This is a genomic window from Pantoea sp. PA1 (genome assembly GCF_056856975.1).
On sequence record NZ_JBXGEE010000005.1, the window covers coordinates 57,237 to 79,315 of the forward strand.

A 22,079-nucleotide genomic window follows, 5' to 3' on the forward strand; every position below is an offset into this window, starting at 1 on the left:
GCTTCTCACAGCAAGGCCAGTTGAAATTAAAGTCCGATAAATCAATCAGTAAAGCCAACTTTTCGCCTTCTCCGTTTTCAACCAGACTGCTCAGGCACCATTCGACGTCTCAACGGGGATTACACTATGAAAAAAACGATTTTACTGCTGAGCGCGCTGGCATTAGGCAGCGTCAGCCCAGGTTATGCTGCCACAGCGACCGGTGAAGCGGCCGGTGCAGCGGCAACCTCAACCGCTAAAGGTAACTCTGACGCCATTGGCGTTGGCGCAGTCGCAGCCCTGCTGGGCGTTGCGCTGGCGACCATGGGCGGCGGCGGCGGTGACGGACATGGCACCGGCACCTCGACCACCACGGCGACTCACGCCGGAAAATAAGTCTGTTTTATTGGCCAGCGTCCTGTGACTGGCTCCAGATTACGCTTCAGCAGCACCCCTTTCGCCGCCGGGGAAGTCAACGCGGGTTTTTAGCTTTAAAAACCCCTTCCCCGACTCTTTTTTGCCGCGCCCTGTTTGCCTTACACTGTTTCTCTTTTGATTTGGCTGGCCGGATTAGCATGAAAACCCGACTGATTACCCGCGAAGGCTTCGATAAGCTGAAAGCGGAACTCGACTACCTCTGGCGTGAAGAGCGACCGGAAGTGACCAAAAAGGTGACCTGGGCTGCCAGCCTTGGCGATCGCAGTGAAAATGCCGACTATCAGTACAACAAGAAACGGCTGCGGGAAATTGACCGTCGCGTTCGCTATCTGACCAAAAGTCTTGAGCAGCTGCGCATCGTTGACTACTCGCCTCAGCAGGATGGCAAAGTCTTCTTCGGTGCCTGGGTGGAAATTGAAAACGATGCGGGTGACCTCAAACGCTTCCGCATCGTGGGCTACGATGAGATTTTTGGCCGCAAGGATTACATCTCCATCGACTCACCGATGGCGCGGGCGCTGCTGAAAAAAGAGGTGGGCGATGCCGCCACCGTCGAGACGCCAGTGGGTCCGGCGCTCTGGTATGTCAACGCGATTGATTACCCGCAATAACGTTTCAGATTATGGCTGAAAGCCGCCCGCGTCTCTGGCAATTTTGACCATCAATCCGTATAACTGTCCGCTATTTCTCAACCCGGAAAGCAAGACAGTCCTGATGATGAACGTTCTGAGCCAGATAATAGCCAGTGAGCTGCAGGCGCGTCCCGAACAGGTTGACGCCGCCGTTCGCCTGCTGGATGAAGGGAATACCGTGCCGTTTATCGCACGCTATCGTAAAGAGGTCACCGGCGGGCTGGATGATACCCAACTGCGCCAGCTGGAAACCCGCCTCAGCTATCTGCGTGAACTTGAAGAGCGACGCCAGTCGATTCTGAAGTCGATTGACGAGCAGGGAAAACTCACCGACGACCTCGCCCGCGCGATCAACACCACCCTCAGCAAAACCGAGCTGGAAGACCTCTACCTGCCCTACAAACAGAAGCGCCGTACGCGTGGACAGATCGCGATTGAAGCGGGTCTTGAGCCGCTGGCGGACACCCTGTGGCAGGATCCGTCTCACACCCCTGAGCAGCTGGCTGCACAATATGTCGATGCCGACAAAGGGGTGGCTGACGTGCGTGCCGCGCTGGATGGCGCCCGCTACATTCTGATGGAGCGTTTCGCTGAAGATGCGGCGCTGCTGGCGAAAGTGCGTAACTATCTGTGGAAAAATGCCCACCTGGTGTCGCGCGTGGTGGAAGGGAAAGAGGAAGCGGGCGCGAAGTTCCGTGACTACTTTGACCACCATGAAGCGCTGAGCAGCGTGCCGTCACACCGTGCACTGGCGATGCTGCGCGGCCGTAACGAAGGCGTTCTGCAACTCTCGCTGAATGCCGACCCGCAGTTTGATGAAGCGCCGCGTGAAAGCCACGGCGAAACGCTGATTGCGGAACACCTGAACCTGCGCCTGAACAACGCCCCGGCAGACAGCTGGCGTAAAGCGGTCGTGAGCTGGACATGGCGCATCAAAGTGATGCTGCATCTGGAAACCGAGCTGATGGGCACGGTGCGCGAACGCGCAGAAGATGAAGCGATCAACGTGTTTGCCCGTAACCTGCACGACCTGCTGATGGCCGCGCCTGCGGGCATGCGGGCCACCATGGGACTGGACCCGGGCCTGCGCACCGGCGTTAAGGTCGCCGTCGTTGATGCCACCGGCAAGGTGGTCGCGACCGATACCGTCTATCCGCACACCGGTCAGGCTGCGAAAGCCGCCGCCGCCGTTGCGGCCCTCTGCGTTGAGCATCAGGTGGAGCTGGTGGCGATTGGTAACGGCACCGCATCCCGCGAAACCGAGCGCTTTTTCCTCGATCTGCAGAAGCAGTTCCCGCAGGTCACGGCGCAGAAAGTGATTGTCAGTGAGGCGGGCGCGTCCGTCTACTCCGCCTCTGAACTGGCGGCGCAGGAGTTCCCGGATCTGGATGTCTCTCTGCGCGGCGCGGTGTCGATTGCCCGACGTCTGCAGGACCCGCTGGCTGAGCTGGTGAAAATCGATCCGAAATCGATCGGTGTCGGTCAGTATCAGCATGATGTCAGCCAGAGCCAGCTGGCGAAGAAACTCGACGCGGTGGTGGAAGACTGTGTGAACGCCGTCGGCGTGGATCTGAATACCGCCTCGGTGCCGCTGCTGACCCGCGTCGCGGGCCTGACGCGCATGATGGCGCAGAACATTGTCGGCTGGCGGGATGAAAATGGCCGCTTCCGCAACCGCCAGCAGCTGCTGAAAGTGAGCCGTCTGGGACCAAAAGCCTTTGAACAGTGCGCGGGCTTCCTGCGTATCAATCACGGCGATAACCCGCTCGACGCCTCCACGGTCCACCCGGAAGCCTATCCGGTGGTCGAGCGCATTCTGGCCGCTACCGAACAGGCGCTGAGCGACCTGATGGGTAATGCGGGCAGCCTGCGCAATCTCAGCCCGCGCGATTTCATTGATGACCGCTTTGGTCTGCCGACCGTAACCGACATCATGAAAGAGCTGGAGAAGCCGGGCCGCGATCCGCGTCCTGAGTTTAAGACGGCGCAGTTTGCCGAAGGCGTCGAGACGCTGAGTGACCTGACGCCGGGCCTGATTCTGGAAGGCAGCGTTACCAACGTCACTAACTTCGGGGCGTTTGTGGACATCGGCGTGCATCAGGATGGCCTGGTGCATATCTCCTCGCTCTCTGACCGCTTCGTGGAAGATCCTCATCAGGTGGTAAAAGCGGGCGATATCGTCAAAGTCAAAGTGATGGAAGTCGATCTGCAGCGCAAACGTATTGCCCTGACCATGCGTCTCGATGAGCAGCCAGGCGAAGGCAATGCGCGTGGCGGCGCGAAAAATGGCGCGCCGCGTGACGAGAAACGTCCGGCTGCCGCGAAAGGCCGTCCGCGTCCGGTCAGCGCCTCTGCGGGTAACAGCGCAATGGGTGATGCCCTGGCCGCCGCGTTCGGTAAAAAACGCTAAGCTTATCAGGGGGCCGCACGCTGGCCCCCTGTTCCCGCCGCTTTCCCCGGTTGAAAATCCCCGCCATAACGCTACGCTAAAAAGACGCCTGTCATAAAAACAACATCTGCTGTGGCATCCAACTCACGATGGAAACGATCACCGATCTGATTGATAAGATTTATGCCGGCACCTTTCCCCAGGCTACCCTGACGCGCCTGCTGAGTGAGATCGCCACCGCCCGCGACGCCATCAAGCTGCCGCGCAAGGCGCACTGGGACGAGCAGGATGTGGTGCTCATCACCTATGCCGATCAGTTTCGGGAAACCGGCAAGCCCACGCTCACGACCTTTTCCCGCTTCTATCAGCAGCATCTGCAATCCCTCTTTCCGCTGGTTCACCTGCTGCCTTTCTTTCCCTGGTCGTCTGACGACGGCTTTTCTGTCATTGATTACCATCAGGTTGATCCGCTGTGCGGTGACTGGCAGGATGTTGCCCGCCTGCATCAGGAAACCCGCCTGATGTTCGATTTTGTCTGCAACCATATGTCGTCACGGAGCGCCTGGTTCCGCCACTTTCTGGCGCAGGACCCCGGCTGGGACGATTTCTTTATCAGCATGCCGCCCGCCACTGACCTCAGCGCCGTCACCCGTCCGCGAACCTCGCCGCTGCTGACCCCTTTTCAGATGGCCGATGGCGACACCCGCTTTATCTGGACCACCTTCAGCGCCGATCAGATCGACCTGAACTTTGCCAATCCTGAGGTGCTGCTGCGCATGGTCGGGGTCCTGCTCGACTACCTGATACGCGGCGCGGATTACGTGCGGCTTGATGCGGTCGGCTACATGTGGAAAACGCCCGGCACGCGCTGTATTCACCTGGAAAAAACCCATCAGCTGGTGAAGCTGTTTCGCGCGATTGCTGACCAGGTCGCCCCTGGCACGGTGATTATCACGGAGACTAACGTGCCACATCGGGACAACATCAGTTACCTGGGCAACGGCCACGATGAGGCGCAGATGGTTTATCAGTTTTCGCTGCCGCCGCTGGTGCTGCATGCGATTCACACCGGCTCGGCGCGCGCGCTGCGGCAGTGGGCCAGCTCGCTGGATCTCAGCAGCAATGACACCACCTTTTTTAACTTTCTGGCGTCCCACGATGGTATCGGCCTGAATCCGGCGCGCGGAATTTTGTCGGAGGTGGAGATTGTGGCGCTGGTGCGCGACCTGGCGCTGGAGGGTGCGCTGGTCTCCTACAAAAATAATCCGGACGGCACCACCAGCCCGTATGAAATCAACGTCACCTATCTGGATGCGTTAAACCGTGAGGCGGACGACGACGCCACGCGGCTGAAACGTTTTTTACTGGCCCATGCCATTCTGCTGGTGTTCCCTGGCGTGCCGGCCATCTATATCCAGAGCATTGTGGGCGGGCGAAATGATTACGATGGGGTACGTGCCGCCGGACACAACCGGGCGATTAATCGCCAGAAGTATGATCTGCAGACGATAGAAGCGGCGCTGGCGGGGGAAGAGTGGCTGCGTCAGCAGATCTATACCCGGCTCGGTCAGCTGATCCAGCTGCGCCGTCGCCAGCCTGCTTTTCATCCCGATAATCCGATGACGATCTCAGAGAGCGAAAATGCCCTGCTGGTGCTCAGACGTTATTCGCCGGACAGCAATGAAGGGTTGCTCTGCGTGTTTAATCTCAGTGGACGGCCGGTGGAGACACCGTTACCTGAGGCACGTATGTGGCAGGATCTGATAAGCGGAGAGAAGATGGATGGCACCCAGCCGGTTAAGCTGGATGCCTGGCAGTTCATGTGGCTACGCTGATTACTTGTAGACTTCAGCGGTGGCGCTGAATTTACCGTGTTCGCGACCCGCGATCACCAGGTAGTATTTACCGCCTTTCTCGTCAGCAAGCTGAGACAGCACTTTTTTAGCATCCATTGGCGAGGTGGTTTCCGCTGTGGTGTTAACAGTGCCAATCTTCTGCAGGTTCATTGATTTAACTTCTTCTTTGGTGACTTCCTTCGCTGCCATCGCAGAAAATGAAATCGCGCCCATCATCATTGAAGCCACAACCCATTTAAAAACCTTCATTATGTTTACCCTCATTCATGATCCATTGTGAGATGTAAGCAGCCGCTAAACGCGTAAGGCAGTATGGAACGGCATAGTCATTTCCGTGACTAATCACATAAATTTGCAGCGGCCTTGCTCACAGAGAGAAGTATTGCTGCTGCCAGCGATTTTGCCAACTTAAAGCCTCATTATCCCGGCAAATCACTGATAAAGTTAATAATATGCTGACAAAAGATGTCTGGATGGGAAATAAAAGGTGCATGTGCTGCCTTATCGATAACGACTGAAGGCGAGGCTGGCAACATTTCATCAATCTCTGCAGCAATCCGGCGCGGCACCAGCCCATCGAGTGCGCCATAGAGACGCAGGAACGGCAGCCCGATCTGCGGTAACGCGCTGCGCAGATCGACCTGGCGCAGAATCTCCAGTCCGGCATCCAGCACCGCCACTTCCGGCATCGGTTGCGACAGCACCACCTCTTTCAGCTGCCGTGCATCGGCGCGCGCCGTTTCGGTGCCCAGCGTCTGCAGCGCCAGAAAGCGTTCCACCGTGCGCTGAAAATCGTTGCTGAGCATCTGCTGAAAGTTCTGCAGCGTCTCGGGTTTAATGCCGGGCCAGTGCTCTGTGGCGGTGAAACAGGGTGACGATGCAACGGTAATCAGTGCAGCCAGCTTTTCTGGCGCGGTCAGCGCCAGCTGTGTCGCCACCAGTCCGCCCAGAGACCACCCCATGACGATCGCCTGTGCGGGCAGCGCAGGCAGCAGCGCCTCTGCCATCTGTGTCAGCGTCAGGGCACCCGCATCCTGACTGCGGCCATAACCCGGCAGATCGACCAGATGCAGGCGGTAATGCGGGCTGAGTCGCGGAATAATGCTTTGCCAGACTTCGGCATTCAGCCCCCATCCGTGCAGCAGCACAAGATCGCGTTTTCCTTCTCCGCAGGTGTGCCAGTAGAGCGACGTCATCAGTTACTATCCCGAAAATGATAAGGAGGTCGCTATGCTAGCAATGCCTGCCCTGTGTTGGCTATGCCAGATGCCGTTACAGATCGCCCGTCACGGTCTGTGCAGCTTATGTCTGCGTGGATTACCGCCGCTGCCCCTGCTCTGTCCACGCTGCGGATTGCCCGCCGGGACGACGCGGGTCGCCTGTGGCCGCTGCCAGCGCAAACCGCCCGCCTGGCAGACGCTGGTCTGCGTCAATGACTATCGCCCGCCGTTCAGTGAGTGGGTTAATCAGCTTAAGTTTTCTCACATAACCGCACTCAGGGTGATGCTGGCGCGGCTGCTTTTGCTAAGCTGGCTGGATGTCTGGCGGCACGGTCGTGTGGTGCGTCCCGACCTGCTGCTGCCGGTGCCGCTGCACTGGCGGCGACGCTGGCGGCGTGGTTACAACCAGAGCGCCCTGCTGGCCGCCCCGCTGGCGCACTGGCTGCGGTGCGAATGGCGTGACGGCCTCTCCCGCCAGCGAAGGGGAGCGTTGCAGCATCAGCTCACTGCCCGCCAGCGCCGCACCAACTTACGGGATGCCTTCCGCCTTGAAATGGCGGTGCAGGGTCGCCATATCGCCCTGCTGGATGACGTCATCACCACCGGCAGTACGGTCGACGAAATCAGTCGTCTGTTACTGGCGCAGGGCGCGGCCAGCGTGCAGGTCTGGTGCCTGTGCCGTACCTTGTAGAGCGTCATTGATGGGCGTATTATAACCAACTAAATTAGTCAACTATTGAGCAATCGACATGATCCGAATTACTGATTCTGCCCAGGAACATTTTTCTAAACTGCTATCCAAACAAGAAGATGGCACCCAGATTCGCGTATTCGTGATTAACCCGGGTACGCCAACAGCGGAGTGCGGCGTCTCTTACTGTCCGCCTGATGCCGTTGAAGCGACTGACACCGAGCTGAAGTTCGAAAAGCTCTCTGCGTATGTTGATGAACTGAGCAAGCCTTATCTGGAAGATGCGGAAATCGACTTCGTGACCGACAATCTCGGCTCACAGCTGACGCTGAAAGCGCCGAACGCCAAAATGCGGAAAGTGTCTGACGATGCGCCGATGGTGGAGCGCGTGGAGTATCTGCTGCAGGCGCAGATCAACCCACAGCTGGCCGGTCACGGCGGACGCGTGTCACTGATGGAGATCACCGATGACGGTTACGCCATTCTGCAGTTTGGCGGCGGCTGTAACGGCTGTTCGATGATCGACGTCACCCTGAAAGATGGTATCGAGAAAGAGCTGCTGGCTGCCTTCCCGGAACTGAAAGGCGTGCGGGATATTACCGAGCATCAGCGCGGCGAACACTCCTTCTACTGATGTTAACGCACAGGATAAGAGCGCGGCAGTCAGACTGCCGCGCTCTTGTTACTTCTCTTTCCTGCCTGACTGACGCTGCTGGCTGACCACCTTCAGCAGTGCATTCACTTCCCTGTCGGCAAAGATCGCCTCCAGCGTTTTGCTCAGCTTACGTCGCCAGTTGGGATATTGATCTACCGTGCCCGGCACGTTGACCGGCGTGGTCATGCCGAGCCAGTCCTCCGGTTGCAGCCCCAGCAGCGCACTGTCGGTGTCGGCCAGAAAACGGTGGATTGCCCGGTTCAGTGCAGGCGTCATCGCCAGCTTCTCCGCCTTTTTCTGACTGCGAGCCGGCAGGGCCCCCGCCTGATGCAGGGCATCCAGCAGCGCCTGCTTCTGCGTCGCCCGCTGCTCATGCAGTGCCTTCACCGCGTCGCCCGGATAGAGGCCCAGTTTCTCGCCCAGCGCCAGGTCGCCCTGCTCCCAGAAACCGGTGAGGGTGGGCAGATCGTGCGTGCTGGCACTGGCAATCGACTGACGCGGATAGTCCTGCGGCGCGCGATAGCGCTGATCTTTCTCCTGCTCGAACCAGAGCACCTTCCATGAAAAGACGCCGCTTTTGCGCAGCAGGCTGACTATCGCCTCCGGCACGGTGCCCAGGTCCTCGCCAATCACCATGCAGCGCAGCCGGTGGCTCTCCAGCGCCAGAATCCCCAGCAGATCGTCGACCGGATAAGCGACATAAGCGCCTTTATCCGCCGTCTCTCCGGCGGGCACCCACCACAGACGCAGCAGCGACATCACATGATCGATGCGCAATGCACCGCAGTCACGCATGTTGGCTCGCAGCATGTCGATGAAGGGCTGATAGCCGCGCGCCTGCATCACATGCGGGTCCATTGGTGGCAGGCCCCAGTTCTGCCCCAGCGGACCGAGGCGGTCGGGTGGTGCGCCGACAGAGGCTTTAAGGCGGTAGAGCTCCGGGTCGTGCCAGGTTTCGGCGCTGCCTTCCGCCACGCCAACCGCCAGGTCACGGTAGAGACCCACGCTCATGCCCAGCGCCTGGCTGTGCGCCCAGCAGCCTGAGAACTGCTGCTGCGCCAGCCATTGCAGCCACTGCCAGAAGGCGATCTCCTCTTCGTGCTCCTTACACCACTGCTGCACCTCCGGCTGCTGACTGTTGCGCCACCCTTCCGGCCACGCGGGCCAGCCCCACTGTTTTGCATTCTCAGCCCATCGGGCCTGCTGTATGCCGTCGTAGGCCGCCTGATAACGCAGGCTGTCACCGCCTTCACGCACAAACTCAGCCCAGGATTGCTGCTCGTCGCTGGCGCGGTCACGGGCCTGAAAGTGTGCCCAGGCGTGGCGCAGTGCGGCGAGCTTCAGCGCCATCACCGCTGCGTAATCGACATGCTCCGCCTCGCGGGCTTTAGCCAGCGCCTTCTGCGTTCTGGCACTTTTCCACCACTTCTGTGCCGCCGCGCTTTGCTGAAAATCGGCCACCTGGCTGACATCGATATAGATGATGTTCAGCCAGCGGCGTGATGACGGACTGTAAGGACTGGCGAAATCGGCGCTGGCGGGATAGAGCGCATGCAGCGGATTCAGCCCGACGAAATCGCCTCCGCGTGCGGCCAGCTGCACCAGCAGCTGGTCGAGATCGCCGAAGTCACCGATGCCCCAGTTCTGTTCAGACCGTACGGTATAGAGCTGCACCAGTGCGCCCCAGCGTTTCTCTCCCGCCTCCAGCGCCGGCGGCAGATAGCAGCGGCGCGGGGCAACAATGACCCGCGTCTGCCAGCTTTTCTTCCCTTTGCTGAGCGTCAGCTGGTGATACCCCTGAGCCAGCGGCGTGGGCAACGTAAAGGGTTCGCCCGCGGTTAACTCGCCGCTGAGCAGTCTGCCCTTCTCTGTCTGCAGCTGCCAGCGATAGACGCCACGGCCCTGCGGCGTCAGCTGACGCCTGCCTCTGCCGCTGAAGACGGCGACCGGCGGCAGCGGCGATTTACCCGCCTCCTGCGGATCGCCCATCACCGCCAGCAGCGCACGTTTGGTTTCGTCGCTGATCGCCTCTTTCTCGCCGTTAACGTTGATGTAATCCAGTGAAATACCCGCAGCACGGGCGGCCTGATCAAGTGAATCCTGTTTCATTGCTGCTCCTTAGCGGGGTGCCTGCCAGATACGTTGCTGATAGTCACGAATGGACCGGTCCGAACTGAACATGCCGGTCCGGGCCGTGTTGAGGATGGCGGCGCGGGTCCAGCCTTCCGGGTCGCGCCACAGGGCTTCCACCCGTTGCTGCGCCTCGATGTAAGGCTGGAAATCGGCCAGCACCAGCCAGGGATCGCCGTGTTTCGTCAGGCTCTCCAGCATCAGGTCAAACGCGTGCTTGTCCCCGTCGCTGAATTTGCCCTTCTCCAGCGCTTTCAGTAAATCATCCAGCGCCTTGTTCTGCCTGCGCACCTTTTTCGGGTTGTAGCCTTTGGCCTTCAGCGCTTTCACCTCCTCCACGGTGTGACCGAAGATAAAGATATTCTCCTCGCCCACCTGCTCAGCGATTTCGACATTGGCCCCGTCCAGCGTGCCGATGGTCAGCGCGCCGTTCAGCGCCAGCTTCATGTTGCCGGTGCCCGAGGCTTCATAACCGGCGGTAGAGATCTGCTCAGAGAGGTCGGCCGCCGGGATCATCATTTCGGCGACGGTGATGCGGTAGTCGGGGAGAAAAACCACTTTCAGCCGGTCGCCGATGCGGGGATCGTTGTTCACCACCTCCGCCACCCGGTTTATCGCGTAGATAATGTTTTTCGCCAGGTAGTAACCCGGTGCGGCTTTTGCCCCGAACAGGAAGACCCGCGGCGTGAAGGTGACATCCTCCGGGTTATTACAGAGCTGCTGATAGCAGTAGAGGATATGCAGCAGGCTGAGGTGCTGGCGTTTGTACTCATGCAGTCGCTTGATCTGCACATCGAACAGGGCCGCCGGGTTGACGATAATCCCGGTGTGCCGGGCGATATAGTCGGTCAGCTGCACTTTGTTCTGCTGCTTGATGCTGCGATAGCGCTGACGAAACGCCGGGTCATCGGCGTAAGGTTCCAGGCCGATCAGCGCGTCGAGATTGCTGGCCCATTCGGTTTTCAGCGTCTCATCAATCAGCCCGGCCAGCGCCGGATTGCACTGCTTCAGCCAGCGGCGCGGGGTAATGCCGTTGGTGACGTTATGGAATTTTTGCGGCCACAGCTGGTGATATTCCGGGAAGAGATCGCTGACCACCAGCCGGGAGTGCAGCGCCGCGACGCCGTTGACCGCAAACCCGCTGACGACGCAGAGATTCGCCATCCGCACCTGACCGTCCGCAATCACCGCCAGCTTATGCCACATCGCTTTGTCATCCGGCCAGCGCTGCTTCACCACCTTTTTCAGCCGCTGATTGATCGTTTTGATGATCAGCAGATGACGCGGCAGCAGCGAGCGCATCAGCTTCTCATCCCAGCGCTCCAGCGCCTCCGGCATCAGGGTGTGGTTGGTGTAAGCAAACAACCGGCTGGTGATCTGCCACGCCTCATCCCAGCCGAGCTGGTGCTCATCCAGCAGCACGCGCAGCATCTCCGGGATGGCGATGGTGGGATGGGTATCGTTGAGCTGAATCACTTCGAAGTCGGGCAGGCTGTGAATGCTGCGTCCCGCCTGATGGTGGCGGCGCAGAATATCGGCCACCGCACAGGCGCACTGAAAATATTGCTGCATCAGGCGCAGCCGCTTGCCCGCCTGATGATTGTCGTTGGGATAGAGCACTTTGGTCAGCTTTGCCGCCTCGATGCCGGGCTGCTCCGCCTGCAGGAAGTGACCGTCGTTAAACGCCGTCAGGTCAAAAGGGTGCGCACTCACCGCCTGCCACAGACGCAGCGGCAGTGTGACGCCATTGCGGTAGCCGGTGACCGGCAAATCCCAGGCTTCACCGCGCAGCGTAAACCCGGGCTGCCAGCGCACCTCGCCGTTCTCCTGCTTTTCGACCCGACCGCCCATCGCCACCTCCACATCCAGCGCCGCGTTGTGGCGGAACCAGGGATAGTGCTCGCGCTGCCAGTCGTCGGGCGCCTCCTTCTGCTGGCCCGCCTGAAAAGACTGGCGGAACAGGCCGTACTGGTAGTTAAGTCCGTGACCGGTTGCAGACTGACCGACCGTGGCCATCGAATCCATGTAGCAGGCAGCCAGTCGCCCCAGTCCGCCATTGCCGAGTGCCGGATCGACCTCCTGCTCCAGCAGCGCCGTTAAATCGAACTGCTGCTCTGCCAGCGCCGCCTGCACCTCGTCATACCAGCCGAGATTAAGCAGATTGTTGCCGGTCAGCCGGCCAATCAGAAACTCCATCGAGAGATAGTTAACGTGACGCTGCTGCTGCGCCGGACGCGGGGCCGGTTGCGCGGCCAGCAGTTCCGCCAGGGCCGCACTGACCGCCTGCCACGCCTGGTGCGGGGTCATCTGCTGAGCGGAAGAGAGGCCGAGATGTTGCCACTGGCGGGTAAAGGCGGCGTTAAAACGGGCTTTATTGAATTTCTGCTGTGGCATATCACTCCCTTCTGTTACGCAATGAGGTGAAGCAAAAATGGCAAGCGCACGGGCTGGCAGGCGGGGCCAGCAATCGTTAAGTAAAGACGGGAGTGGGGAAAAAAGCGACAGCAATCAAATAAAAACGCCAGCCCGGAGGCTGGCGTGGCAGGAATCAGCAGAGTTCGAGGTGCACCTCATGCTGCTCAATCACCTTCATGACGCTGGCGGGCGGCATCTTGTCGGTGTAGATGTAATCCAGCAGACTCATATTGCCGAGGTTAACCATGGCGTTGCGGCCAAACTTCGAGTGGTCCACGACCAGCAGCGCACAGCGGGAGTTTTCGATAATCGCGCGCTTGGTCCGCACTTCGTGATAGTCAAACTCCAGCAGCGAGCCATCCATATCGATGCCGCTGATGCCGAGAATGCCGTAATCCAGCCGGAACTGCGAAATGAAGTCGAGCGTCGCCTCTCCCATTACCGCCCCATCGCGGGTGCGCACTTCGCCCCCGGCAATAATCACCCGAAAATCGGGTTTGCCCATCAGCAGCATCGCCACGTTGAGATTGTTCGTCACCACACGCAGATCGCTGTGGTTGAGCAGCGCATGCGCCACCGCTTCCGGCGTGGTGCCGATGTCGATAAACAGCGTGGCCCCATCCGGGATCTGGCTGGCGACCCGCTGAGCAATGCGCGCTTTCTCCGCCGACCACATCATTTTACGATCGTGCCAGGCGGTGTTCTCAGAGCTGGAGGGGAGCGCCGCGCCGCCGTGGTGGCGCTGAATTTTGTTCTGATCGGCCAGATCGTTGAGATCGCGACGGATGGTCTGCGGGCTGACCTCAAAATGATCCACCAGCTCCTCAGTACTGACATATCCCTGACGACGGACCAAATCGATAATCGCGTCATGACGTTGCGTCTGCTTCACATTCCTCTCCTGTTAACCCGCAAAATCTCTTTACCGACGCGTAACGTTACGCGTATCCACCAGCGCCATCGCCAGCCCGACCAGCAGACCGGCGACGTGCGCTGCGTTGGCAATGGCCAGGCCAAAGACGCCGAACCAGCCAATCACCAGCCAGACCAGCGCAAAACCGATCAGGCCACGTTCAAGATAGACGCCGCTGTCGGGATCGCGCTCGCCGCGCAGCCAGCAGTAGCCCATCAGGGCATACACTACGCCCGACAGGCCGCCAAACCAGATGCCGCTGAATTTCGCCTGCAGCCAGCCGCTGAGCAGCGCGGAAATCAGCATAATGACAAAGAGTTTGCCGCTGCCGAGCCGCTTCTCAACCGCCCCGCCCAGATACCACCACCACATCAGGTTAAACAGAATGTGCAGCAGCGAGAAGTGCAGCAGCGCATGGCTGAACCAGCGCCAGACCTGAAAATGCTGGTCATCGTCCGGCCAGGCGAGCCAGGCCATCACGGTCTGATCGCCCATCACCTGCATCAGGATAAAGACGGCGATACAGAGCACCATCACTGTCATCGTCAGCGGCCCAGCACGCTCACGAATGTTTGCCCAGATGTTACTGCGCTCATAGCGCAGCCCGCTGTCGGTTTTGCCGCTGTGCCAGCTGGCCGCCTGATAGCGTGGGTGATTAGGGTCATGCAGAAACTGCTGAAGTTCGTTTTCGACCACGGAAAACTGGCTCTCATCATCCAGCATGATGACATAGTGCTGGTCATGCTCAATACGCAGCGTCACGCCGCGCGTTGCCATGTAGTCCACAAACGCCTGCGCCATGCGCGGCTGATTAAATTGGGTAATGCGCATCAGTAACTCTCCGTGTGACAGGCGGCCACTTACTCACTGCCCAGGGCAACCTGCTGCGGAAAGGCCGCGCGCCAGGCATCGAAACCGCCATCAATACTGTAGGCCGCACTGAAGCCCTGCCCCAGCAGATATTGTGCTGCACTTTTACTGCTGTTGCCGTGATAGCACATTACCAGCACCGGCAGGCTGTGGTCTGCACGACTGATAAAGTCGCTGAGGTTGGTGTTGGTCAGATGCAGCGCACCCGCCGCATGGCCCATCGCAAAGCTTTGCGGATCGCGGATGTCGACCAGCAATGCCCCCTGCGCCAGACGCGCCTGCGCCTGCTGCACATCAATACATTCGAACGTTTCCATGGGATCTCTCAAAGTCGTCACAATAGCGCGTAGTGTAACCCGAGAAGCCACGCCGATAACCTGACAATCGTTACGGGTATCTGTTTTTTTGGTGGACATAATGTTAGCTATATCACGCAAAAATGTTTTTAGCGGGTTAAAAGCTGGCGCTAATGTTGGTTTGCGACTATGATAATGCTCGAAAACGAACATTAGTGAACTATTCCGAACATCGGAGGAGATGACGTGGAAACCAAAGACCTGATCGTGATCGGCGGCGGCATCAACGGTGCCGGCATTGCAGCAGACGCTGCAGGACGCGGACTGTCGGTGTTAATGCTGGAGGCGCGGGATCTGGCTTGCGCGACCTCCTCTGCCAGCTCGAAACTGATTCACGGCGGCCTGCGCTACCTTGAACATTATGAATTCCGTCTGGTCAGCGAAGCGCTGGCTGAGCGCGAAGTCCTGCTGAAGATGGCGCCGCACCTGGCCTTCCCGATGCGCTTCCGTCTGCCGCACCGTCCGCACCTGCGTCCGGCGTGGATGATCCGCACCGGCCTGTTTATGTATGACCATCTGGGCAAACGCACCAGCCTGCCAGGCAGTAAAAGCCTGCGCTTTGGCGCGGATTCTGCCCTGAAGCCGGAGATTACGCGCGGATTCGAATATTCTGACTGCTGGGTCGATGACGCCCGTATGGTCGTGCTCAACGCGCAGGAAGTGGTGAAGCGCGGCGGCGAAGTGCGGACCCGCACCCGCGTGACCCGCGCCTGGCGTGAAGGCGGTCTGTGGAAGGTGGAAGCGGAAGATGTCGACAGCGGCAAAACCTACACCTGGCAGGCGAAAGGCCTGGTCAACGCTGCAGGCCCGTGGGTTAAGCAGCTGTTTGACGACAGCCTGAAGCTCAAATCCCCTTACGGTATCCGCCTGATCAAAGGCAGCCACATCGTGGTGCCGCGCGTGCACACCGAAAAGCAGGCTTACATCCTGCAGAACGAAGATAATCGCATCGTGTTTGTGATTCCGTGGATGGATGAGTTCTCCATCATCGGCACCACCGACGTGGAGTACAAAGGCGATCCGAAAAACGTCAACATCGATGACAGCGAAACTGACTACCTGCTGAAGGTGTTCAACGCCCACTTCAAAAAGCAGCTGACCGCTGACGACATCGTCTGGTCTTACTCCGGTGTGCGTCCTCTGTGTGATGATGAATCGGACTCACCGCAGGCGATCACCCGCGATTACACGCTGGATGTCCGTGATGACAACGGCCAGGCGCCGCTGCTGTCGGTGTTTGGCGGCAAGCTGACCACCTATCGCAAGCTGGCCGAGCACGCGCTGGAAAAACTGGCGAAGTACTATCCGAACGCCGGTCCGGCCTGGACGAAGAACTGCGTGTTACCGGGCGGGAACATCTCCGGCACACGTGAAGATTATGCGGCCAGCCTGCGTCGTCGCTATCCGTTCATCAGTGAAAACATGGCGCGTCACTTCTCACGCACCTACGGCAGCAGCACCGAAACCCTGTTAGCCGGAGCGAAAAGCCTGAACGATCTGGGTGAGAACTTCGGTCATGAGTTTTACGAGGCGGAGCTGCGCTACCTGGTGCAGCATGAGTGGGTTCGCGAGCTGGATGATGCTATCTGGCGTCGTACCAAACAGGGTATGTGGCTGACGAAAGAGCAGCAGGCCCGCGTGGCAGAGTGGCTGGCCGCGAAAGCAAAACCGGCACTCTCGCTGGCCTCTTAAGCAGGCCGCAGTAAGCAGAAAGCAGGCTCCGGCCTGCTTTTTTTATGGGTGGCTGACCGCGAACTGAACCGGTTAAACCGTGCCGCAGCCCTTCCCCTCGCACGCTCTCCCCCAGTCACCCTGCCGTTTCTCCCTCCCCGCCTGCCTGCGGCGCCTCGGGTTTCGCCTGCCGCCAGGCCGCTCACCATCGTTACCTTAAATCTAACGTTTCGCTTTTTTGCTTAATTGAACGCCCTATGCAGAACGCGCAGACTTTCTTCAGCAAAAACGTCAGTACAGCGATTCTAATCAGGAGGTTGAAATGAACACAGGCCAAACGCCTGCCCGGGAGTGGAACACACGCCGCAGTGAAAAAGCGCGTCGTATGGCCGCCTTCCCCCTTGATGGCAAAGTCATTCCTGTTGAACGAGCCACAGAAGCCCTCGAACACTTAATTGCCCCAGGCGATCGTGTGGTGCTGGAGGGGAATAACCAGAAACAGGCTGACTTCTTATCCCGCACCCTGGCGCAGGTAAATCCGGCAAAGATTCACGACCTGCACATGATTATGCCCAGCGTCGGCCGCAGTGAACATCTCGATATTTTTGAAAAAGGCATTGCCCGCAAACTCGACTTCTCTTTTTCCGGTCCGCAGAGTCTGCGCATGTCGCAGCTGCTGCAGGATGGCCAGCTGGAAATCGGCGCTATCCACACCTATATCGAACTCTACTCCCGCCTTTATGTTGACCTCTGCCCGAATGTGGCGCTGATTGCCGGTTACAAAGCTGACCGCAAAGGCAACCTCTACACCGGTCCGGGCACCGAAGATACCCCGGCGCTGGTGGAAGCCGCCGCGTTCCGTGACGGTATCGTGATAGCCCAGGTCAATGAACTGGTCGATGACGAAACCGACCTGCCGCGCGTCGATATTCCCGGCTCCTGGATCGACTACATCGTGGTGGCTGACAAACCGTTCTTTATCGAACCGCTGTTTACCCGCGATCCGCGCCTGATTAAGCAGGAACATATCCTGATGGCGATGATGGCGATTAAAGGCATCTACGCCGAACACCAGGTGCAGTCACTCAACCACGGCATCGGATTTAACACCGCCGCGATTGAGCTGCTGCTGCCCACCTACGGCGAACAGCTCGGCCTGAAAGGCAAAATCTGTAAACACTGGGCGCTGAACCCGCATCCGACGCTGATCCCGGCAATTGAGAGTGGCTGGGTGGAGAGCGTGCACTGCTTCGGCGGCGAGCTGGGGATGGAAGAGTATATCCGCGCCCGTCCCGACATCTTCTTTACCGGCAGCGACGGCTCGATGCGCTCTAACCGCGCCTTCTGTCAGCTGGCCGGCCAGTACGCAGTCGACATGTTTATCGGGGCCACCCTGCAGGTGGACGGGCTGGCCAACTCCTCGACCGTGACCCGTGGCCGCCTCTCCGGCTTTGGTGGCGCCCCGAATATGGGCCACGATCCGCACGGCCGCCGCCACGCAACCCCCGCCTGGCTGAACATGATCACCGAGCCAGACCCGATGCAGCGCGGGAAAAAACTGGTGGTGCAGATGGTCGAAACCTTCCAGGCCGGCGCAAAACCCACCTTCGTTGAAACCCTTGATGCGGTTGATGTCGCCAAATCCGCCGGGATGCCGCTGGCTCCGGTGATGATCTACGGCGATGACGTCACCCACGTGCTGACCGAGGAGGGCATCGCCTATCTCTATCGCGCAGAGAGCCTGGAAGAGCGTCGCGCTATGGTCGCCGCCGTGGCGGGCATTACCGACATCGGTCTGGGTGTGGATGCGGCGCGCGTCGCGGCCCTGCGTAAAAGCGGCAAAGTGGTCTACCCGGAAGATATGGGCATCCGCCGTTCCGACGCCACCCGTTCACTGCTGGCCGCGGGCAGCGTGGCTGACCTGGTCGAATGGTCAGGTGGTCTGTACAACCCGCCTGCTAAATTCCGGAGCTGGTAAATGAAACTCCTGTCCCAGACGCAGAGTGAGGCGCAGGCCAGCCAGCTGGCGACGATGGCGCGCGATTGCCTGATCGATGAAGCACGTCTGAGCCCCAAGCCGGGTCTGGTCGACAGTCGCGGAAACGGCGCGCATCACGATTTAACCCTGGCGCTGATGGAGCGCTCCGCTCACAGCCTGGCACCGACCTTTCTGGCGCTGGCCCGTCACAGCTGGCTGCGTCCCGCTGATATCGCCCTGCGCGAAACGGTCGGGCGCCTGGGCCGTGACGGCGAGCAGCAGATGATGGCGGCCACCGGTGGCGTGAATACCCATCGGGGAGCGATCTGGGCGCTGGGCTTACTGGTGAGTGCTGCGGCCATGCATGGCGGTGCTGCCAGTGCCGATCAGCTGACCCGCACCGCCGCCGCCCTGGCCAGCCTGCCCGACCGGGTAGCGCCGAAACTGTTCAGCAAAGGGTTAAAAGCGACGCACCGCTATCGGGTGCCCGGCGCACGCGAAGAGGCGCAACAGGCGTTTCCTCACGTGATGAAGCTGGCGCTGCCGCAGCTGCTGATCAGCCGGGCGGTGGGGGCCAGCGAAAGCGAAGCCCGCCTGGATGCGCTGATGGCGATCATGACCTCACTCAGCGATACCTGCGTGCTGTCACGGGCAGGGATGGCGGGGCTGACGGCGATGCAGCACGGGGCACAGGCCGTACTGCTGGCGGGCGGCTGCCGCACCGCAGGCGGAAAGCTGGCGCTGGCGCAGCTTGATCGCCGGATGCTGGCGCTCAACGCCTCGCCGGGCGGGGCCGCCGATTTGCTCGCGGCGACGCTGTTTATCGATCGGGTCTGTTCGCCTGAACACACATATTTTTAGAGGCCATTATGGAACACATCACATTATCTTTACCCGCTAACCGCCTGCTCAGTGGCAGAGCGCTGGCCGGGGTCGTGGGTTCCGGTGATATGGAAGTACTGTACACCGCAACCCAGGGCGACACGCTGAACGTTGATATCACCACCTCACTGGATAACAGCGACGCCCGCTGGAAGGCGCTGTTTGACCGTCTGAATTTGATCAACGGCCTGCCGGCCGGCGAACTGATTATCCACGATTTCGGTGCCACACCGGGTGTGGCTCGTATCCGTCTTGAACAGGTTTTTGAAGAGGTGAGCCATGCGTAACGACGCCAGTTTTATTGAATTACGGGCGCGTGAACGCGCCCGTACGCTGCTGGATGCCGGCAGCTATCGCGAACTGCTGGATCCCTTTGAGGGCATCATGTCGCCATGGCTGGCCCCGCAGGGCGTGGTGCCGCAGTCCGATGACGGCATGGTCGTGGCACGCGGCACACTGAACGGTCAGCCTGCGGTGGTTATCGCCATCGAAGGCACCTTCCAGGGCGGCAGCATGGGCGAAGTCTCCGGGGCGAAAATGGCGGCGGCGCTGGAGCTGGCGGCGGAAGACAACCGCAACGGCATTCCGACGCAGGCGGTGCTCTGCCTGGAAACCGGTGGCGTGCGCTTACAGGAAGCGAATCTTGGCCTGGCGGCGATTGCGGATATTCATGCCGCGATTGTCGATCTGCGTCGCTACACCCCGGTAATCGGCATCATCAGCGGCACCGTTGGCTGCTTCGGCGGAATGTCGATTGCCGCCGCGCTGTGCAGCTACCTGATCGTGACACGGGAAGCGCGCCTGGGCCTGAACGGCCCGCAGGTCATTGAGCAGGAAGCGGGCATTGAAGAGTATGACTCGCGCGATCGGCCCTTTATCTGGAGCATGACCGGCGGCGAAATCCGCTACGCCAGCGGACTGGTGGATGCGCTGGTGAATGACGGCATCAACGCGGTAAAAACCGCCATGAATGACTTCATTGCCAGAGGCGTACCGGCGCAGCACCGCAGCGACAACTATGCCGACTTCCTGTCACGTCTGACGCAGTTCGACACCCGCCAGCAGGCGGACACCGCCCAGATCAAACAGCTTTTCGCCCGGGAGGAGAAATAATGACCCAGACAAGCAGCCGCGGTGCAACCTGGCTGGAAAAACTCGCACCCAATGCACAGCGTCTCAGTGGCCTGTGCGCCTCTGTTCAGGTGGCTGATGGCCAGCTGAATGGCGAAAACGTCCGTTTCATTGCCGTGGTGCCCGATGCTCAGAACCACTATCCGCGCGCCGCGCAGGGGGAAGTGGGTCTGCTGGAGGGCTGGACGCTGGCGAAAGTGGTGAATGAAACGCGGGAAGAGGATAAAAACAGCGCCGTGAAACGCCCGATTGTGGCGGTCATCGATGTGCCGAGTCAGGCCTATGGTCGCCGTGAAGAAGCATTTGGTATTCATCAGGCGCTGGCGGGCGCAGCGGGAGCCTATGCTAACGCGCGCCTGGCCGGCCATCCGGTCATCGGGCTGATTGTCGGCAAGGCGATGTCCGGTGCGTTCCTGGCACACGGCTATCAGGCTAACCGCCTGATTGCGCTTAACGATCAGGGCGTACTGGTTCACGCCATGGGCAAAGCATCGGCGGCGCGTATCACGCTGCGTTCGGTGGAGTCGCTGGAGAAACTGGCCGCCACCATCCCCCCCATGGCCTATGACGTGAGCAACTTCGCCACGCTGGGTCTGCTCTCCGATCTGCTGAACGTGGGCAATCCCGATGCCCCTTCTGATGCCGACGTGGCGATGGTTGAGATAGCGCTGCACAAGGCGATCGGCGATGCCCGTCAGGACCCGAGCCTGAAAAATCGTCTGGGTGCCTCCAACCGTCACAGCTCTTCCCTGGTGCGCGAGCGTATGCGCGCGACCTGGTAAACCGATAAAAAAAATAAACCTGCCGAATCCGGTCTGACGGGGCGTGTCACAGCGCCCCGGCGCAGTGGCCGTGTTCAGAATTATAAACATCGCTGTTTTTTGGAAAATTCTTTCTTAATAACAGGTGATTTATGATTTATATAATTGTGCATGCCCTTGCGCCTATCTTTGTCATTATGCTGCTGGGTTTCTGGGCCGGTAAGTGCGGAATGGTCAATAACAAAGACGTTTCGCTGCTGAATATTTTCGTGATGGATTTTGCGCTGCCCGCCGCGCTGTTCAGCGCCACGGTGCAGACACCCTGGTCGGGAATTGTGGCGCAGTCGCCGCTGATTGTGGTCCTGACCGGGGCGATGTGGATCACCTATGCGGCGATCTATTTCCTGGCCACCGGCGTATTTAAAAAGTCGCCACAGGATGCGGCGGTGCTGACGCTGACCGTCGCCTTACCCAATTACGCGGCGCTGGGCCTGCCGATTCTGGGCAGCGTGCTGGGCGAAGGCTCATCCACCTCGCTCTCGGTCGCTGTCTCTATCGCCTGCGGTTCGGTGCTGATGACGCCCTTCTGCCTGCTGATTCTGGAGCGGGAAAAAGCGCGCAGTGCAGGTGAGAATGTGGGGTCGACGCTGACCATGCTGCCGGTGCTTATGTGGCGCTCCGTTAAAAAACCGATCGTCTGGGGTCCGCTGCTGGGCGTGGTGCTTTCTGCGCTGGGCGTCAGAATGCCGGAGCTGGTGCTTTCGGCTATTAAGCCGCTGGGCCTGGCCGCCACCGCGGCGGCGCTGTTCCTGACCGGTGTGATCCTTTCTGCCCGTCAGCTGAAACTCAACGCCGTCGTGGGCGTGGGCACGGTGGCGAAACTGCTGATTCAGCCCGTGATTGCCTGGGGTCTGGTGCTGGCGCTGGGGCTGAACGGCTCAGTGGCGATCACCGCGATCCTGATGATTGCGCTGTCGGCCGGTTTCTTTGGTGTGGTGTTCGGCAACCGCTTTGGCGTTCAGTCGCCCGATGCTGAAGCCGTGCTGCTGTTAAGTTCGGTGCTCTCTATTCTGTCGTTGCCCCTGTTCATTACGCTGACATCAGGAATGTAA

General features: G+C 59.7%; 20 protein-coding genes. 13 read left to right on the forward strand and 7 right to left on the reverse strand.

Going from position 1 to position 22,079, the window contains the following annotated elements:
• The first annotated feature begins 126 nt into the window (after positions 1 to 126).
• The 4 genes from yjbE to AC1V0D_RS17870 all read left to right on the forward strand — a co-directional run bounded on the left by yjbE (position 127) and on the right by AC1V0D_RS17870 (position 5,273).
• Positions 127 to 375 (forward strand): exopolysaccharide production protein YjbE, encoded by a 249-nt coding sequence (yjbE, locus tag AC1V0D_RS17855; protein WP_009087705.1) that lies wholly within the window; start codon positions 127 to 129, stop codon positions 373 to 375.
• A 179-nt stretch (positions 376 to 554) separates the two neighbouring features.
• Positions 555 to 1,028, forward strand: a complete 474-nt coding sequence (gene greB, locus AC1V0D_RS17860) for a transcription elongation factor GreB (protein ID WP_009087707.1) — start codon at positions 555 to 557, stop codon at positions 1,026 to 1,028.
• Positions 1,029 to 1,131: 103 nt separating this feature from the next.
• Complete coding sequence (locus tag AC1V0D_RS17865) at positions 1,132 to 3,459, forward strand: Tex family protein (protein WP_482907834.1); 2,328 nt, start codon at positions 1,132 to 1,134, stop codon at positions 3,457 to 3,459.
• Positions 3,460 to 3,587: 128 nt separating this feature from the next.
• Positions 3,588 to 5,273 (forward strand): alpha-amylase family glycosyl hydrolase, encoded by a 1,686-nt coding sequence (locus AC1V0D_RS17870; protein ID WP_482907835.1) that lies wholly within the window; start codon positions 3,588 to 3,590, stop codon positions 5,271 to 5,273.
• On the opposite strand, the gene AC1V0D_RS17875 is transcribed toward AC1V0D_RS17870, so the two are convergent.
• Together AC1V0D_RS17875 and bioH are read right to left on the reverse strand one after the other, a co-directional pair.
• A complete protein-coding gene (locus AC1V0D_RS17875; protein ID WP_009087712.1) occupies positions 5,274 to 5,543 on the reverse strand; it encodes a YdgH/BhsA/McbA-like domain containing protein in 270 nt (89 codons plus the stop codon).
• Between the two features lie 170 nt (positions 5,544 to 5,713).
• Positions 5,714 to 6,490, reverse strand: a complete 777-nt coding sequence (bioH, locus tag AC1V0D_RS17880; RefSeq protein WP_482907836.1) for a pimeloyl-ACP methyl ester esterase BioH — start codon at positions 6,488 to 6,490, stop codon at positions 5,714 to 5,716.
• Between the two features lie 34 nt (positions 6,491 to 6,524).
• Between bioH and gntX the strand changes: the two genes are divergently transcribed.
• Both gntX and nfuA read left to right on the forward strand, forming a co-directional pair.
• Entirely contained in the window at positions 6,525 to 7,205 is a 681-nt protein-coding gene (gene gntX / locus AC1V0D_RS17885) for a DNA utilization protein GntX (RefSeq protein WP_482907837.1), read from the forward strand.
• Between the two features lie 58 nt (positions 7,206 to 7,263).
• Complete coding sequence (gene nfuA, locus AC1V0D_RS17890) at positions 7,264 to 7,839, forward strand: Fe-S biogenesis protein NfuA (RefSeq protein ID WP_009087718.1); 576 nt, start codon at positions 7,264 to 7,266, stop codon at positions 7,837 to 7,839.
• 48 nt (positions 7,840 to 7,887) lie between these two features.
• Here nfuA and malQ read toward each other — a convergent pair whose 3' ends face one another.
• The 5 genes from malQ to glpE all read right to left on the reverse strand — a co-directional run bounded on the left by malQ (position 7,888) and on the right by glpE (position 14,505).
• Positions 7,888 to 9,969 (reverse strand): 4-alpha-glucanotransferase, encoded by a 2,082-nt coding sequence (gene malQ / locus AC1V0D_RS17895; RefSeq protein WP_482907838.1) that lies wholly within the window; start codon positions 9,967 to 9,969, stop codon positions 7,888 to 7,890.
• A 9-nt stretch (positions 9,970 to 9,978) separates the two neighbouring features.
• Positions 9,979 to 12,384 (reverse strand): maltodextrin phosphorylase, encoded by a 2,406-nt coding sequence (gene malP / locus AC1V0D_RS17900; protein WP_426607743.1) that lies wholly within the window; start codon positions 12,382 to 12,384, stop codon positions 9,979 to 9,981.
• A gap of 154 nt (positions 12,385 to 12,538) precedes the next feature.
• On the reverse strand, positions 12,539 to 13,297 hold the full coding sequence (locus AC1V0D_RS17905; RefSeq protein ID WP_009087722.1) for a DeoR/GlpR family transcriptional regulator: 759 nt from the start codon (positions 13,295 to 13,297) through the stop codon (positions 12,539 to 12,541).
• 30 nt (positions 13,298 to 13,327) lie between these two features.
• Positions 13,328 to 14,149, reverse strand: coding sequence for a rhomboid family intramembrane serine protease GlpG (gene glpG, locus AC1V0D_RS17910; protein WP_009087724.1), 822 nt, complete (start codon positions 14,147 to 14,149; stop codon positions 13,328 to 13,330).
• A 29-nt stretch (positions 14,150 to 14,178) separates the two neighbouring features.
• Positions 14,179 to 14,505: a thiosulfate sulfurtransferase GlpE gene (gene glpE, locus AC1V0D_RS17915; RefSeq protein ID WP_009087726.1), complete on the reverse strand. Its 327-nt coding sequence runs from the start codon at positions 14,503 to 14,505 to the stop codon at positions 14,179 to 14,181.
• Positions 14,506 to 14,730: 225 nt separating this feature from the next.
• On the opposite strand from glpE, the gene glpD reads away from it, so the two are divergent.
• From glpD to AC1V0D_RS17950, 7 genes are all read left to right on the forward strand, one after another.
• Positions 14,731 to 16,236, forward strand: a complete 1,506-nt coding sequence (gene glpD / locus AC1V0D_RS17920) for a glycerol-3-phosphate dehydrogenase (protein ID WP_009087728.1) — start codon at positions 14,731 to 14,733, stop codon at positions 16,234 to 16,236.
• 301 nt (positions 16,237 to 16,537) lie between these two features.
• Positions 16,538 to 18,193, forward strand: coding sequence for a malonate decarboxylase subunit alpha (gene mdcA / locus AC1V0D_RS17925; RefSeq protein WP_009087730.1), 1,656 nt, complete (start codon positions 16,538 to 16,540; stop codon positions 18,191 to 18,193).
• A complete protein-coding gene (locus AC1V0D_RS17930; protein WP_482907839.1) occupies positions 18,194 to 19,054 on the forward strand; it encodes a triphosphoribosyl-dephospho-CoA synthase in 861 nt (286 codons plus the stop codon).
• Between the two features lie 8 nt (positions 19,055 to 19,062).
• Positions 19,063 to 19,362, forward strand: coding sequence for a malonate decarboxylase acyl carrier protein (gene mdcC / locus AC1V0D_RS17935; protein WP_009087734.1), 300 nt, complete (start codon positions 19,063 to 19,065; stop codon positions 19,360 to 19,362).
• Positions 19,355 to 20,188, forward strand: a complete 834-nt coding sequence (locus tag AC1V0D_RS17940; RefSeq protein ID WP_009087736.1) for a biotin-independent malonate decarboxylase subunit beta — start codon at positions 19,355 to 19,357, stop codon at positions 20,186 to 20,188. Before mdcC ends, AC1V0D_RS17940 begins: the two co-directional genes overlap by 8 nt.
• Positions 20,188 to 20,988, forward strand: coding sequence for a biotin-independent malonate decarboxylase subunit gamma (gene mdcE, locus AC1V0D_RS17945; protein ID WP_167429074.1), 801 nt, complete (start codon positions 20,188 to 20,190; stop codon positions 20,986 to 20,988). The genes AC1V0D_RS17940 and mdcE overlap by 1 nt, the downstream gene beginning before the upstream one ends.
• 131 nt (positions 20,989 to 21,119) lie before the next feature.
• Complete coding sequence (locus tag AC1V0D_RS17950; RefSeq protein ID WP_312828601.1) at positions 21,120 to 22,079, forward strand: AEC family transporter; 960 nt, start codon at positions 21,120 to 21,122, stop codon at positions 22,077 to 22,079.

Bases quoted from the DNA above. Each gene is read 5' to 3' on its own strand.
- yjbE (WP_009087705.1), top strand. From the start codon at position 127: ATGAAAAAAACGATTTTACTGCTGAGCGCGCTGGCATTAGGCAGCGTC.
- greB (WP_009087707.1), top strand. From the start codon at position 555: ATGAAAACCCGACTGATTACCCGCGAAGGCTTCGATAAGCTGAAAGCG.
- AC1V0D_RS17865 (WP_482907834.1), top strand. From the start codon at position 1,132: ATGATGAACGTTCTGAGCCAGATAATAGCCAGTGAGCTGCAGGCGCGT.
- AC1V0D_RS17870 (WP_482907835.1), top strand. From the start codon at position 3,588: ATGGAAACGATCACCGATCTGATTGATAAGATTTATGCCGGCACCTTT.
- AC1V0D_RS17875 (WP_009087712.1), bottom strand. From the start codon at position 5,543: ATGAAGGTTTTTAAATGGGTTGTGGCTTCAATGATGATGGGCGCGATT.
- bioH (WP_482907836.1), bottom strand. From the start codon at position 6,490: ATGACGTCGCTCTACTGGCACACCTGCGGAGAAGGAAAACGCGATCTT.
- gntX (WP_482907837.1), top strand. From the start codon at position 6,525: ATGCTAGCAATGCCTGCCCTGTGTTGGCTATGCCAGATGCCGTTACAG.
- nfuA (WP_009087718.1), top strand. From the start codon at position 7,264: ATGATCCGAATTACTGATTCTGCCCAGGAACATTTTTCTAAACTGCTA.
- malQ (WP_482907838.1), bottom strand. From the start codon at position 9,969: ATGAAACAGGATTCACTTGATCAGGCCGCCCGTGCTGCGGGTATTTCA.
- malP (WP_426607743.1), bottom strand. From the start codon at position 12,384: ATGCCACAGCAGAAATTCAATAAAGCCCGTTTTAACGCCGCCTTTACC.
- glpG (WP_009087724.1), bottom strand. From the start codon at position 14,149: ATGCGCATTACCCAATTTAATCAGCCGCGCATGGCGCAGGCGTTTGTG.
- glpE (WP_009087726.1), bottom strand. From the start codon at position 14,505: ATGGAAACGTTCGAATGTATTGATGTGCAGCAGGCGCAGGCGCGTCTG.
- mdcA (WP_009087730.1), top strand. From the start codon at position 16,538: ATGAACACAGGCCAAACGCCTGCCCGGGAGTGGAACACACGCCGCAGT.
- AC1V0D_RS17930 (WP_482907839.1), top strand. From the start codon at position 18,194: ATGAAACTCCTGTCCCAGACGCAGAGTGAGGCGCAGGCCAGCCAGCTG.
- mdcC (WP_009087734.1), top strand. From the start codon at position 19,063: ATGGAACACATCACATTATCTTTACCCGCTAACCGCCTGCTCAGTGGC.
- AC1V0D_RS17940 (WP_009087736.1), top strand. From the start codon at position 19,355: ATGCGTAACGACGCCAGTTTTATTGAATTACGGGCGCGTGAACGCGCC.
- mdcE (WP_167429074.1), top strand. From the start codon at position 20,188: ATGACCCAGACAAGCAGCCGCGGTGCAACCTGGCTGGAAAAACTCGCA.
- AC1V0D_RS17950 (WP_312828601.1), top strand. From the start codon at position 21,120: ATGATTTATATAATTGTGCATGCCCTTGCGCCTATCTTTGTCATTATG.